Raw genomic sequence first — 13,962 nt, 5'->3', positions numbered from 1 at the left:
GGCCGTGTCAGTAATTTGCATGGTCGACAGTAACAAATTTACAGCCTAACAGTAACTGATAACGCAAAATTGGATTGACGATGCCAACTGTTCCAGACCTCCCGCAGAACATTGTAGTCGCTAAAAATTTGCCTAGAGCTCCCGATAATATTAAGGGCCTGGTGTTGATGGGCTTAGGCTTTTTTGTATTCGCTGCTGTTGACACAATGGCAAAGTTTTTGACAGACGGATTCCATCCAATCCAGATTGTTTGGACCCGCCAGCTAGGTCTTGTTTTTGGTGTAATTGTAATATTGCTCTGGCGCGGAACTAAAATCTTAAAAACTGCGAAGCCCAAATTACAATTTTTGCGGGGTGCACTGGCTGTAGGTTCGGCAACCTGCTTTATAACAGGAGTTAGCTTTGTCCCGTTGGCCGATGCAATCTCAGTGACCTTTATAGCTCCGCTGATTGTCACGGTACTTGGCGCATTGATTCTACGTGAAAAGGTGGGCCTACACCGATGGTCAGCTATTTTTGTTGGATTTTTAGGTACACTGATTGTAATTAGGCCAGGCTTAGGGATCGTCCATCCGGCAGTATTTTTGATAGTACTGGCTGCGAGTATGTTTGCGGTTCGCCAAGTCCTGTCCCGTATGATTGCACCCTATGACAATACATACACAACTGTTGCTTACACTGCTCTTGTTGGGGTGGCGGTTATCAGCATACCTCTTCCATTTTTCTGGGCATGGCCAAGCGATAAGAATTCCTTAATCATAATGTTCTTCATGGCAGCGTTTGCGGGCTTGGGCGAGCTTTTGGTGATCCGTGCGCTTGAGATTGCGGAAGCTGTAGTTTTGGCCCCCGTGCATTACTCAATGATATTATGGTCAGTGATGTATGGGTATTTGGTTTTCGCGCAATTACCAGATGGATGGACCCTAATTGGCACCACTTTGATCGTTGCAACTGGTCTTTATACTATGCATCGGGAGCGCCTTGCCGCGCGCTCACGCCTTGCTGCGGTTTAGGCGATTTGCGGCGACAGCCGATAAGGCCAAAAGTCCGCTTGCTACCATCAAGCAGGCCTCAACCCCGCCCCATTGATAGGCAAGGCCCGATAGGCCCGTGCCCAACAATCGGCCTGCCGCATTCGCCATGTAGTAGAAACCAACATCTTGGCTGACCCGCTCGGATTTTGAAAATGCGAGAATGAGGTAAGAGTGCAGGGCTGAGTTCACGGCAAATATCGCGCCAAAGACCAACAGACCCAAGACCAGCGTCACAGTCAGCCAAGGGGCGGGCGCGCCTGCGGTGGAGACAGTAATCGCCAAAAGCGCAGGGATTGGCACAAGCGCCAAGGCCCATTGGCGCGCGCTTGCGGACAGCCGCCCCAAATCATTGGCCCCTTTGCGCAGGATGCGCGGGGCCATGGCCTGAACAGCGCCATAAAGGATGATCCAGACCGCCATGAAGGTGCCAATCATGAAAAAGGCTGCGCGTCTGCTTTCATCGCTGCCATCGGAAAGAACGGCGTAGAAATAAACGGGGATGCCCACCACAAACCACACATCCCGCGCGCCGAATAAAAAGACGCGGGCCGCGGACAGACGATTGATATTTTTGTCTCGCGAGATGACGGTGGAAAACTTGGTCGCTTTGTTCCCTTTGGGCAGGCCGTCCGGCATGAAGAAAAGCAGCGCCACAAGGATCAGTGCCAAAATAGCTGCCATGCCCAACAAGGCGGTGTTGTAGCCATAAAGTGCCAAAAGGCCTGCGCCCAAAAGGAACCCCAATCCCTTTACCGCGTTTTTTGATCCTGTCAGCCAAGATACCCATTTCAGCAATCCAGCCCCTTCGGGTGCCAAAAGTTTGACAGCCGATTTTGAGGACATTTTCGCCAGATCCTTGGCCACGCCTGAGGCCCCTTGCACGGCCATCACATAGGCCACAGATGCGCCGATCGACCACGCAGGATCCAGTGCGGTGAGGGCCAAAAGGGCACCAACCTGTAGGATCAGCCCTGCATATAAGGTGCGGGTCAGGCCAAACCGCGCGGCCAGCCAGCCCGCAGAAAGATTGGTTATGACGCCTGCAAGCTCATAGAGCAAAAACAGATAGGCCAGTTGAACGGGACTAAAGCCGCGCTCGTGAAAGGCCAAGAGAACCAACATCCGAAGCGCGCCATCCGACAGCATAAACGCCCAATAAGCCGCTGTTACGGCGATATAGGCGGGCAGGGCGGATGGCTTTGGCGCGGTCATAGGCTTGCGCCAACCATGCGCGCGACATCAATCAGGCGATGGGCATAGCCCATTTCATTGTCATACCACGCATAAATCTTGGCCTGCGTGCCATTAATGACCATCGTGGATGGCCCATCCACAATCGAGGATCGCGTGTCATTGGTGTAATCCCCACTCACCAAAGGGCGCGCTTCAAAGCCGAGGATGCCGTTCAGCGCCCCTTCTGCCGCACGTGCAAAGGCCGCGTTGATTTCCGCCGCCGTGGCCTCGCGGTCTAGCTCAAAGACACAATCGGTCAGGGACGCGTTCAACAGAGGCACGCGCACAGCGTGCCCATTCAGCTTGCCCTTCAATTCGGGATAGATCAGCGTGATCGCCGTGGCACTGCCCGTTGTGGTCGGGATCAGCGAGTTCAGCGCAGACCGCGCGCGGCGTAAATCCTTGGCTGGCCGATCCACGATGGTTTGGGTGTTTGTCACATCATGGATTGTGGTGATTGAGCCGTGTTTGATGCCAAATTCTTCCATCATCACTTTGACCACCGGGGCAAGGCAATTTGTGGTGCAGCTTGCTGCTGTGACGATGTGATGCGTGGAAGGGTCATAAATCTCATGGTTCACGCCATAGACGATATTCGCTGTGGGGCCATCTTTGACAGGGGCGGAGACAATGACCTTTTTCACGCCTGCGGCGAAATAGGGCGCAAGGGCCGCAGCTGTTTTAAATTTCCCCGTGCAGTCAATGACCACATCCACCCCCTTAAGGGGCAGGTCATGGATGTCTTTGGTACCAATAAAACGAATGCGTTGGTCATTTATGATGACTGCATCCTCAGTTGCTGAGAAAGACGCGGGCCAGCGGCCATGCACTGTGTCAAACTCCAACAGATGGGCGTGCATGGCGGCATCACCGACCGCATCATTGAGCCACGCGATCTCTGCGCCCGCCTCAAGCAAGGGTCGCAGCGCAAGCTTGCCGATGCGGCCCAATCCGTTCAGCGCGTAGACAGTCATATTTCAATCCTCTTTAGAAATCTCTGCGATGTGATCCACCGCCTTTTGCAGCGCCGCGCGTTCTAGGCTTTCAAGGGGCAGGGCATTGAAGGCGGCAATACGATTGCGCAACGCGCCATAGGTTGCCTGAAAAGCCAGCCCCCGCTCAGCAACGCTGCCTTGGGCCTTTACAGGGTCAGGCAGGCCCCAGTGCCCGCTGACAGGCTGCCCCGCCCAAGCGGGGCAATCCTCATTGGCGGCCACATCACAGACTGTAAAAACAAAATCCATCTGCGGCGCTTCGGGCGCTTGGAAAACGCTAAGATGCTTAGAACTGAGAGCAGAGGTATCATGACCTTTCTGGCGCAGCACCTCGAGCGCGAGCGGGTTGAGCGTGCTTTGCGGTTGGACACCGGCGGAGTATACGCGAAACCGATCCCCGCCCATATCGCGTAGCAAAGTCTCAGCCATGATGGAGCGTGCCGAGTTTCCAACACAGAGGAACAGCACATTAAATGGCCTGCCGTCATTCAGCGGGTCGGGCGCACAGTCAAACTGAAGGTTTACCCGTCCACGGCAGCACTCTGAAAATAGAGTAGCCATCATGTCATGGGTGGTGTCCATCGCCACGCGATAGCGCAGCGAAGTGCCTTCGCGTTCTTGCACGATCAACCCCGCCTGATGGAGTGCGCCAAGATAGGCCGACAAAGTCGAGGGTTTAACACCCAAGGCAGCACCAATGTCCCCTGCCGCCACTGCATCAGGATACCGGCGCATCAGCAGGCGAAAAATATCAAGGCGTGGGCCATGGCCCAGAGTTGACAGCTGTGTGACGAGTATATTTTCCATATTTCGTGAATAATCGAAATAATGGGCTGCGCATAGGCCCAAACTGCGCTGTCATGAAAAATTCATGGACAGCGTAATCTAGCCTGCCAAATGGCTTTCACCGCGGGCTTTGGCCAAGGCAATCTGGTGCTGACGTTCGCGGAAACGCGCGCGATCTTCATCGCTGTGCTCGTCCATACATTGATGACAGGAGACGCCTTCTTCGAAATGAGGGTGCCTGCGATCTTCGTCAGAAATCGGGCGGCGACAGGCGCGGCACAGGCCATAAGGCCCCTGTTTAAGGCCGTGACCGACTGAGACGCGTTCGTCAAACACGAAACATTCGCCCTCCCAAAGACTGTTTTCTTGTGGCATTTCCTCAAGATATTTTAGGATGCCGCCTTTGAGGTGATACACATCCTCCACGCCTTGATCCTTGAGGAACGCGGTGGATTTCTCGCAACGGATACCACCGGTGCAGAACATTGCGATCCGCTTGTTGTGAAAGCGATGTTTGTTTTCCTCCCACCATTGTGGGAATTGGCGGAAACTTTCGGTCTGTGGATCAACCGCGCCTTTGAAAGTGCCAATGGCCACTTCGTAATCATTGCGCGTGTCGATCACCGCAACATCAGGGGCCGAGATCAATTCGTTCCATTCTTCAGGCGCAACATAAGTGCCCACGATTTTGAGCGGATCAGTGTCTGGCACACCCATCGTGACGATCTCGCGCTTCAGGCGCACCTTGAGGCGGCCAAAGGGCATTTCGGTGGCTGTGCTTTCTTTCCATTCAAATGCCGCACAACCAGGCAGGTTGCGGATATGGGATAGCACCGCGTCAATCCCCGTGCGGCTGCCTGCGATGGTGCCGTTGATCCCTTCGCGCGCCAAAAGAAGCGATCCCTTGATCCCCTGCGCCTCGCAAAGCCCAAGCAGGGGCGCGCGCAACTCTTCGGGCGCGTCAAATCGGGTAAAGTGATAGAGAGCGGCGACAATATACATGGCTGCGCATTTACGCCCTTGCATTGTGCAACTCAACCCTTAGGTGATGCGGCACGCTGCCCTATACGGAGACCCTGGTATGAAACCCGATACTCACGCGCTTTTGGTGATTGATGTGCAAAATGACTTTTGCGAAGGCGGTGCCTTGGCTGTGCCTGAGGGCAGCGCGATTGTGACGGGGATCAACGCCTTGATGGATGACTATGCCGCCGTGATCCTAACCCAAGATTGGCATCCCGTGGATCATTCCAGTTTTGCAAGTCAGCATGGGGGCGCGCCCCTAGAGATGATTGAGATGCCCTATGGCCCACAGGTTTTATGGCCTGATCATTGCGTGCAAGGCAGCGTAGGGGCGGAATTTCATCCAGAACTTCGCACAACCCGTGCGGATCTGATTATTCGCAAAGGGTTTCGCCCTGCCATCGACAGCTATTCTGCGTTTTTCGAAAATGATCACCAGACCCCCACGGGGCTTGAGGGATATTTGCGCAACCGTGGGATCACGCATTTGACCATGGTTGGTTTGGCGACAGATTTCTGCGTCAATTATTCCGCGCAAGATGCCGCAAAACTTGGGTTTGCGGTCGATCTGCGCCGCGATTTGTGTTGCGCGATTGATCTGGGCGGATCATTGGCGACAGCTTTGGATGACATGGCCGCTTTAGGTGTAATGATGTCAAAGGGCTGATTGATAGAGTTTGACTGTTAACCCACCGAAGGCCACGGGGCGGCTCACCTCTGACCATGTCAGACCTGTGGCCTTGGCCAACCCTTCGTCCGATGTGACCATGCCAAAGTGCCATCCCGTGAACCGTTCGCGCATGACCGCACCAATGGCGCCGTAAAGCCCAAACAACAATTTGCGATTGCCAATCCGCGCGCCATAGGGCGGGTTCAGAATGACCAACCCTTTTTGCTTTGTCGGTGGCTCAAGCGCGCTGAGGGGCTGACAGGCAAAGCTCGTCCATTCCGCAACACCTGCACGCTCGGCATTGGCGCGCGCGCCTGTAATGGCCCCTTGGTCGCGGTCCAACCCGTAAAATTGCACGGCCTCAGCCTCGCGTGAGGAAAAATTGCGGCGGATTGCAGACCAATCAGCAATCTCAAATCCGGCAAGATCTTCAAACGCAAAGCGGCGTGCACGCCCTGCGGGCAACCGCGCGGCAATCTCGGCGGCCTCAAGCAAAAACGTGCCAGAGCCACACATGGGATCAACCACAGGCATCTCGCCATGATAGCCGCAAGCCCGCAAGAACGCGGCTGCAAGGGTTTCTTTGATGGGCGCTTTGCCGATGAATTCCTTGGCGCCCCGTTTGTGCAAGCTCTCTCCAGATGTATCGAGGCTGAGTGTGCAAAGATCATCTTCGATGCGCAGTTTGACAACAATCTGCGCCTCAGGGTTCGGCGTGCTGCCAAGCGCCGCTCTGATTGCCCCCTCAATTCGTTCCGCAGCCGCGCGTTGGTGGTAAATCTTTGATTTGCGGCAGGTGGCCTCAACGCGCCAAGCTCGATCAGGTCGCAAAATGCTGGCCCAATCCAATTTACGCGTGCGCTTGTCCAATTGTGCCAGATGCATCGCGCGGAATTCCGCGATACGGATCAATACGCGTCCCGCGCTGCGCAGCCACAGATTGGCACGCATTGCTTCAGCGAAATCACCCTGACAGATCACACCCCCTGCCACAGATTGCACACCCAAGAAGGATAAGCTGCGCGCCTCCTCGGCGAGGATATCCTCCAATCCTGGGGTGCCTTGCAGGAAAATTTCCATCGCTCTTGCCTTTATGGCCTATGATTTGCTCTAAACGGCGCGAAACACGCCTGCTTGGAGCCTAGCCATGGTCGATATCGCCACCCGTGTCCATAACCATCGCTGGAGGATTGACCCGATCGTGCGCTCGCTGATCGACACGGATTTCTATAAATTGCTGATGTGTCAGTCTGTATTTCGCAATCGGCCCAAAACTCAAGTTGCGTTTTCGCTGATCAATCGTACAACGCGCATCCCGCTTTCGCATCTGATTGATGAGGGCGAATTACGTGAACAATTGGATCATATCCGCACCCTGCGCCTGACGCGGGGCGAAAGCACGTGGCTGCGCGGGAATACGTTTTACGGCAAGCGCCAGATGTTCCGCCCCGATTTCATGGAATGGTTCGAGGCGCTGCAACTGCCCCCCTACCATCTGAAACGGGTGGGCGATCAATATGAGCTGACCTTTGAAGGCGCATGGCCCGAGGTGATGCTTTGGGAAATCCCCGCGCTCGCAGTTTTGATGGAACTGCGCGGGCGCGCTGTCTTGAAAGACATGGGTAAGTTCGAGTTGCAGGTGCTCTATGCCCGCGCGATGACAAAGCTTTGGGAAAAAATCGAAAGAATGCGCGCGATTGAGGGCCTGCGCATTGCCGATTTCGGCACCCGCCGCCGCCATTCCTATCTGTGGCAGGATTGGTGTGTGCAGGCGATGATCGAAGGTTTGGGGGGTAAATTCGCGGGCACCTCAAATTGCCATATCGCGATGAAGCGCGACATTGAGGCCATTGGGACGAATGCGCATGAATTGCCGATGGTCTATGCCGCCTTGGCCCGCGATGATACGGAACTGGCGCGCGCGCCCTATGATGTTCTTGCGGACTGGCATGAGGAACATGATGGCAATCTGCGCATCATCCTGCCTGACACCTATGGCACGGCAGGGTTCCTCAGGAACGCGCCCGATTGGCTGGCGGGTTGGACGGGTATTCGTATCGACTCAGGCCAACCCGAGGCGGGGGCCGAGGCCGCGATTGACTGGTGGAAATCGCGCGGCGAAGACCCTACGCAGAAATTGGTGATCTTCTCGGACGGGTTGGATGTCGACCGCATCGCCGAGCTGCACGCCAAATTTTCAGGCCGCGTGCGCGTATCCTTTGGTTGGGGCACGCTGTTGACGAATGATTTCCGCGGGCTGGTCGCGGAGGATGCGCTTGCGCCCTTCTCACTGGTCTGCAAAGCTATCCGCGCCGACGGCCGCCCCACAGTCAAACTGTCTGACAACCCCGAGAAAGCGATGGGGCCAAAGGATGAAATCGCACGCTATAAGCGCGTGTTCGGGGTGGGAGAGCAGGAACGGGTCGAGGTTGTGGTTTAGGGGAGTATCAGTCTGAGATACTTAAATCTCATTTGTTCCTTAAGATGGTCAATATCGTTTGTGTCCATTTGCTTGAGGAGCATACGATGGCAGGTCGGACAAAGCACAAGGAAATCATCTGGAACTATATACCTTTTTGTCTGTCCTTCAGATAGGGTTTGTAAAGGGGCGCAGTGGTGAACATCCAATGGTATGTTGATAGCTGGCCCCCGATAATTCCAGTCGATGCGCGGATCCAAGCCACAACATTCACAGACCGCTTTTCGAACTGAGAGAACTTCGCGGCGTACCTTACCCGAGCGCTCAATTTTGCGAGACAATACGTAGCGCCTAGTTTCATCAATGTTGCTCGAGTTTGCTTCAGCATACATCATGTCACTTGCAGCCGATCCGCCTCTCTCGATAAGTGTTTGGTAGGCGGCAGGCATCTTTTCGAGATCGTCGCACACCACCTTTTCATTCAAATCCGAAAGGCTATATGTCCGACCAAAGGAATGTCCGGCAATATACCCCGATGGCAAGTCTTCGTCGAAACCCAAATCGATCGTTCCGGTATCAAATAGTCCTGCATACTCGGGCACTCTCTGCGCCATATCCAGAGCCCGGCGCTGCAGCACTTGTCGTCCGTTAAGCCTGCCAAATTCTTTGTACACTGCGGTAGTGCCTTGGTTCATTGACAGAGTAACAGTACGTGTTTGTGGGTTGATTAAGTAGACAACATAAAACCCCTTAGTCGCGGGTTCTGTTTCCAGAGGATCAAAAAAGGCTAACCATGGAACAGCGGCCCAATTACCTGCACCGACACTAGCCTTCAATTTAAGTTCATAAGGCTTTCCAAATAGTTGCTTCTTCGCTTCTGCTGCGACGTCATGGCGAACGAAATTCCCAAAGTCGCTATTTGAAAAGGGCTTCATGCGCTCATGGGCGTAGTCTCTTGCAATCTTGCCGAGCATTTCAGCGAGCATATGTCATACATTTTTATGTTTAATTTATCACATAATGTTGCTTAGGAATAATGCATTTTTAAAAATGGGGGGATCACCTCTCATCCCTCCACCTTCCCGCGTCCTGCTTTAACCTCGGCGCGCAGTTTTTTGCCCTTGATCCGCCGTTCCACCGATCCCTTTGTGGGGCGGGTGGGGCGGCGGGGTTTGGGCGCGACCAACGCCGCACGGATCATCTCGGCCAGTCTTTCGCGTGCGATCTCGCGGTTGCGGGCTTGGCTTCTGGTGTCTTGCACAAAGATCACCACAGCGCCGTCTTTTGTCCATTTCTGGCCCGCGATGCGTACCAAGCGGCGTTTGACGGATGTGGTCAGATGGGGGGAGCGGGCAGCCTCGAACCGCAATTCCACTGCCGTTGAGACCTTGTTCACATTCTGACCGCCTGGCCCTTGGGCGCGGGTGAAGCTTTCGGTCAATTCCCAATCGGCAATGGTGATCTGGTCGGTGATGGTCAGCATCTGGGTCTGCCTTGCGGGTTTGTGCGGGCATCATAGCGGGCAAAGGTGGATAATCCCAGTGGCGATCCTTTGCCCCAAGCCCGTAAGATTTCGCAGATGACGCCCCTTGTTTGAAGGGGGGGGCATCGTTACATGAGGGGCTATGATGAAAAGACCACTCCGCCCTCATCTTGCACAAGCCCCTTGGCCCCCTGTTTTTGGGCGGATTGATTTGTGATGCTGAAGATCATCAGCCTTTTTCTTATTTTTATGGCCGTGCTTGCCATGTTTGGAAAGCTGCGCCTGCCCAAGTTCAAATCGCGCAAGCCGCGCTTTCCCCCAGATCCCCTAAAGCGTGATCCGCTAAAACGTGATCCGAAAGACGAGGACAAACCTCAATGACCGCGCATATTGCCTTGGCTGTTTTGGGCTTGGTGATCCTTGTTCTTGCGGGGGATGCGTTGGTGCGGGGGGCTGTCAACCTTGCGTTGCGGTTGGGCGTTTCGGCCTTAGTCGTCAGCCTGACCGTGGTGGCCTTTGGGACATCTGCGCCAGAATTGTTGGTGTCGATCCAAGCAGTGCTTGGTGATGCACCAGGCTTGGCATTGGGCAATGTTGTGGGGTCGAACATCGCCAATGTTCTTTTGGTCTTGGGGCTGCCCGCAATTATTTCCTGCCTTGATCCCAGTGTCTCGGACACGCGCAAGAATTACGTTTTCATGCTCTGCGCCAGTTTGGTCTTTGTCGTGCTTGCGTTTCTGGGGCCCTTTATCTGGTGGCATGGTCTGATCCTTCTGGCGGTTTTTGCGCTAATATTGGGGGATCAAATTCGTCATGCCTTTGCAGGTGATGCGCCCGAGGAATTACCCGAAGAATTGGAAGAAGCTGATCCGTCCATGCCCTATTGGAAGACTAGCATGTATCTTGGGCTTGGCTTGATTGGTCTGCCTTTGGGGGCGGATCTTTTGATTGACAGCGCCACAGAAATCGCGCGCGCCTTTGGCGTGTCGGAGGTGGTCATTGGCTTGACCCTTGTGGCACTTGGCACCAGTTTGCCCGAATTGGCGACATCTGTGATGGCCGCATTGCGTAAACATGCAGATGTGGCCTTGGGCAATGTAATTGGCTCGAACATCTTTAATTTGGTTTTTATTTTCGGGGTCGCGCCATGGTTTGGCGCCATTCCCGTGGATGGCGAATTCCTGCGCTTTGATCTGTGGGTGATGTTGGGCACTTCGCTGATCTTGCTGCCTTTTGTGTTTTTCCGGTGGCGCATGGCGCGCGCGGTGGGACTTCTCTTTGTGGCGCTCTATATCGGCTATGTAAGTTTCTTATTGCACTAGTCGGAGGTTCACAGATGCCCGCAGCTTTGGTGACAGGCGCAGGTCAGCGCTTGGGTCAGGCAATGGCAATTGCATTGGCGCAGGCGGGTTACGATGTGGCGATCCATTATGCCTCATCCCGCGAAGGGGCTGAGGCGACCGCAGCAGCCGTTCGGGCCGCAGGGCGTCAGGCGGTTTTGGTGCAGGCCAATCTTTTGGACGAGGCGGCGACACAGGCCCTTTTGCCCGAGGCCCGCGCGTCAATCGGGGCGCCTTTTTCGGTTCTTGTCAACAACGCCTCCATATTCGAGCATGATACATTTGGGGGCCTCACCCGCGAAAGTTGGGATCGGCATATGAATTCCAACTTGCGCTCAAGCGTGGTCTTGTCCGAAGCTTTTGCCGCGCAGGCCCCCAAAGCCGTGCAAGATAGCGGCGGTGAGCCGCGCGCAACCTCAGTCATCATCAACATGATTGACCAAAGGGTGCATAAGCTGACCCCTGATTTTGTCAGCTACACATTGGCAAAATCCGCATTGTGGACATTTACCAAAACCGCCGCGCAGAATTTGGCGCCCAATATTCGCGTAAATGCCATTGGGCCCGGCCCAACATTGCGCGGGGGACGGCAGGATGCAGCGGCCTTTGCCCGCCAGAGACAAGCCACAATTTTGCATCGTGGCGCCGATTTGGACGATATCACCGATGCGCTCATCTATCTGGTGAAAGCTAAGGCTGTGACAGGCCAAATGATCGCCGTAGATGGGGGGCAGCATCTGGCTTGGGCGACCCCTGATGTTATAGAAGCAGAATAGGTCTAATTTTTGATTATGATTAGAGTTTTCCACCGCGGTTCCTTAGGTAACGTTTAGGTAAAGTTTAAGTAACGATTTGATCACAAAGCCTCGCTGGAAAAGAAAATAATTAACGAATTCAAATAGTTAAAAAGACGCCTAAAAATTGTGCAATTCACAGAACCCTCCGAAAAACAAAGAAAAATTTCGATGCTTCAAGGGTTTTCCGCAGGTTTATCCACAGGTTTAGTGGACATATTTTCCCTTGAACTTGGCTGCTCTTCGTTGCAGCGCGAATTGGAATCAGGGCAAGCTTTGCGTCATGGATGACATGTTAGGAAACAGCGTGGAAATTAGACCCTCAGGAGATGCGCCGCGGCAGGGGCATGAGGTCATCCGCGACTACCTTAATAGGCTAGATCAAAGCCCTGGCGTTTATCGCATGCTCGATGCGCAGAGCCGCGTTTTGTATGTTGGCAAGGCGCGTGCCCTCAAGCGGCGGGTGTCGAACTATGCGAAACCCTCGGGGCATAGTCCGCGTATCGCGCGGATGATTTCGGAAACTGCTTCGATGATGTTTCTGACCACGCGCACCGAAACCGAGGCGCTGCTGTTAGAGCAAAATCTCATTAAGCAGCTCAAGCCGCGATACAATGTTTTGCTTCGTGACGATAAAAGCTTCCCGAATATCGTAATCGGGGCTGCGCATGATTTTCCGCAAATCCGCAAACATCGAGGGGCGAAGACGGAGAAAGGGCAGTATTTTGGCCCGTTTGCTTCGGCGGGGGCGGTTAATCGCACGTTGAACCAATTGCAAAAAGTGTTCTTGTTGCGCAATTGCAGCGACACGACTTTTGACAGCCGCACGCGGCCCTGTTTGCTCTTCCAGATTAAGCGGTGCTCTGCGCCATGTGTTGGCTATATTAGCGCATCAGATTACGCCGCGAGCGTGGCTGATGCCGCGCGTTTTTTGCGCGGGAATTCCACCGAAATTCAAGAGCAGCTTGGCGTGCAAATGGCCGAGGCTGCCGAAGCGATGGAATATGAGCGCGCTGCAGCCCTGCGCGACCGCATTCGCGCGCTGACGCAAGTACAAGGCACCCAAGGGATCAACCCGCAAACTGTGCGTGAGGCCGATATCATCGCCTTACATATGGAGGGCGGTCAGGCTTGTGTTCAGGTCTTTTTTATCCGCGCCAACCAAAACTGGGGCAACCATGACTATTACCCGCGCTTGGGTGGTTCCGAATCCCCCGATGAGGTGATGGAGGCCTTTTTGGGCCAGTTCTATGATAACAAGGAACCCCCCCGCCAAGTGATCCTGTCGCATGGGCTGGAGGAGGCCGAGCTGATGGAGGCCGCCCTGGGCCAAAAGCGCGGTGGCAAGGTTGAGATCCTCGTGCCACAGCGCGGCGAAAAGGCGGAATTGGTTGAGGGGGCATTGCGCAATGCCCGCGAAAGCCTTGCACGGCGTATGGCCGAAAGCGCCACCCAAGCAAAATTGTTGCGCGGTTTGGCCGATGCGTTTGGCCTAGATGGCGCGCCTGCGCGCATAGAGGTTTATGACAACTCGCATATCCAAGGCGCGCATGCCGTTGGGGCCATGATTGTTGCGGGGCCAGAGGGCTTTCTCAAAAGCCAATATCGCAAATTCAACATCCGCGGGGACGACCTTACCCCCGGGGATGATTTTGGCATGATGAAAGAGGTTCTAACGCGCCGCTTTCAGCGCCTCCTTAAGGAAGACCCTGACCGCAAATCGGATGCTTGGCCTGATTTATTGCTTATCGATGGTGGGGCAGGGCAGATCAGTGCTGTTGCCGAGATCATGGGGGATCTAGGTGTTGACGATGTGCCCTTTATCGGTGTCGCCAAAGGTGTCGATCGTGATGCCGGCAAGGAAGAGTTCCACCGCTATGGGGCGCGTCCCTTTGCGCTTAAGCGCAATGACCCTGTGCTCTATTTTATCCAACGCCTGCGCGATGAGGCGCATCGCTTTGCAATTGGGGCCCATCGCGACAAGCGGTCAAAGGCGATTGGCGCGACCCCGTTGGATGAGGTTCCCGGGATTGGCGCCACCCGCAAGCGGGCGCTTTTGGCCCATTTTGGAAGTGCTAAGGCCGTGTCGCGCGCAGATTTGGCAGATCTAAAGGCGGTAGAAGGAATCTCAGATCGGATGGCAGAAACCATCTATGCCTTCTTCCATGACGGGGCGTGAGCGGAT

At 54.6% G+C, this 13,962-nt stretch carries 14 protein-coding genes; 7 read left to right on the top strand and 7 right to left on the bottom strand.

The annotated features are described in order from the left end of the window. Positions 1 to 80: 80 nt before the first annotated feature. A complete protein-coding gene (locus AAC621_RS05020) occupies positions 81 to 1,013 on the top strand; it encodes a DMT family transporter (protein WP_340252789.1) in 933 nt (310 codons plus the stop codon). On the opposite strand, the gene arsJ is transcribed toward AAC621_RS05020, so the two are convergent. The 4 genes from arsJ to trhO form a co-directional block, all read right to left on the bottom strand. Further along, the gene (arsJ, locus tag AAC621_RS05015; RefSeq protein ID WP_340252787.1) at positions 993 to 2,246 is read right to left on the bottom strand and encodes an organoarsenical effux MFS transporter ArsJ; all 1,254 of its coding nucleotides are present in this window, start codon (positions 2,244 to 2,246) and stop codon (positions 993 to 995) included. The genes AAC621_RS05020 and arsJ overlap by 21 nt on opposite strands. After that, positions 2,243 to 3,241, bottom strand: a complete 999-nt coding sequence (locus AAC621_RS05010) for an ArsJ-associated glyceraldehyde-3-phosphate dehydrogenase (protein WP_340252785.1) — start codon at positions 3,239 to 3,241, stop codon at positions 2,243 to 2,245. The genes arsJ and AAC621_RS05010 overlap by 4 nt, the downstream gene beginning before the upstream one ends. Before the next feature lie 3 nt (positions 3,242 to 3,244). Then, positions 3,245 to 4,069, bottom strand: coding sequence for an arsenate reductase/protein-tyrosine-phosphatase family protein (locus tag AAC621_RS05005; RefSeq protein ID WP_340252783.1), 825 nt, complete (start codon positions 4,067 to 4,069; stop codon positions 3,245 to 3,247). A 78-nt stretch (positions 4,070 to 4,147) separates the two neighbouring features. After that, on the bottom strand, positions 4,148 to 5,050 hold the full coding sequence (gene trhO / locus AAC621_RS05000) for an oxygen-dependent tRNA uridine(34) hydroxylase TrhO (RefSeq protein WP_340252781.1): 903 nt from the start codon (positions 5,048 to 5,050) through the stop codon (positions 4,148 to 4,150). 79 nt (positions 5,051 to 5,129) lie between these two features. Here trhO and pncA point away from each other — a divergent pair, with 79 nt between their 5' ends. Continuing rightward, the gene (gene pncA / locus AAC621_RS04995; protein ID WP_340252779.1) at positions 5,130 to 5,738 is read left to right on the top strand and encodes a bifunctional nicotinamidase/pyrazinamidase; all 609 of its coding nucleotides are present in this window, start codon (positions 5,130 to 5,132) and stop codon (positions 5,736 to 5,738) included. Here the strand turns inward: pncA and AAC621_RS04990 are convergent. Then, entirely contained in the window at positions 5,727 to 6,821 is a 1,095-nt protein-coding gene (locus AAC621_RS04990) for a THUMP domain-containing class I SAM-dependent RNA methyltransferase (protein ID WP_340252777.1), read from the bottom strand. The genes pncA and AAC621_RS04990 overlap by 12 nt on opposite strands. Positions 6,822 to 6,888: 67 nt before the next feature. Here AAC621_RS04990 and pncB point away from each other — a divergent pair, with 67 nt between their 5' ends. Continuing rightward, the gene (pncB, locus tag AAC621_RS04985) at positions 6,889 to 8,181 is read left to right on the top strand and encodes a nicotinate phosphoribosyltransferase (protein WP_340252775.1); all 1,293 of its coding nucleotides are present in this window, start codon (positions 6,889 to 6,891) and stop codon (positions 8,179 to 8,181) included. On the opposite strand, the gene AAC621_RS04980 is transcribed toward pncB, so the two are convergent. Together AAC621_RS04980 and arfB are read right to left on the bottom strand one after the other, a co-directional pair. After that, entirely contained in the window at positions 8,178 to 9,146 is a 969-nt protein-coding gene (locus AAC621_RS04980; RefSeq protein WP_340252773.1) for an MrcB family domain-containing protein, read from the bottom strand. The two genes, pncB and AAC621_RS04980, sit on opposite strands and share 4 nt — an antisense overlap. An 80-nt stretch (positions 9,147 to 9,226) precedes the next feature. Then, the gene (arfB, locus tag AAC621_RS04975) at positions 9,227 to 9,643 is read right to left on the bottom strand and encodes an alternative ribosome rescue aminoacyl-tRNA hydrolase ArfB (RefSeq protein ID WP_340252771.1); all 417 of its coding nucleotides are present in this window, start codon (positions 9,641 to 9,643) and stop codon (positions 9,227 to 9,229) included. Positions 9,644 to 9,859: 216 nt separating this feature from the next. On the opposite strand from arfB, the gene AAC621_RS04970 reads away from it, so the two are divergent. From AAC621_RS04970 to uvrC, 4 genes are all read left to right on the top strand, one after another. Beyond that, on the top strand, positions 9,860 to 10,024 hold the full coding sequence (locus AAC621_RS04970; RefSeq protein WP_340252769.1) for a hypothetical protein: 165 nt from the start codon (positions 9,860 to 9,862) through the stop codon (positions 10,022 to 10,024). Continuing rightward, positions 10,021 to 10,965 (top strand): calcium/sodium antiporter, encoded by a 945-nt coding sequence (locus tag AAC621_RS04965; protein ID WP_340252767.1) that lies wholly within the window; start codon positions 10,021 to 10,023, stop codon positions 10,963 to 10,965. Before AAC621_RS04970 ends, AAC621_RS04965 begins: the two co-directional genes overlap by 4 nt. Positions 10,966 to 10,979: 14 nt before the next feature. Continuing rightward, complete coding sequence (locus AAC621_RS04960; RefSeq protein WP_340252765.1) at positions 10,980 to 11,759, top strand: SDR family oxidoreductase; 780 nt, start codon at positions 10,980 to 10,982, stop codon at positions 11,757 to 11,759. A 331-nt stretch (positions 11,760 to 12,090) separates the two neighbouring features. Further along, a complete protein-coding gene (gene uvrC, locus AAC621_RS04955) occupies positions 12,091 to 13,956 on the top strand; it encodes an excinuclease ABC subunit UvrC (RefSeq protein ID WP_445322512.1) in 1,866 nt (621 codons plus the stop codon). Positions 13,957 to 13,962 lie beyond the last annotated feature (6 nt).

The sequence above is a fragment of the Roseobacter sp. HKCC-CH-9208 genome (genome assembly GCF_037805125.1).
GTDB lineage: Bacteria > Pseudomonadota > Alphaproteobacteria > Rhodobacterales > Rhodobacteraceae > M30B80.
Note: the sequence above shows the minus strand (reverse complement) of the source record. Positions and strands in the feature narration are given on the sequence as shown.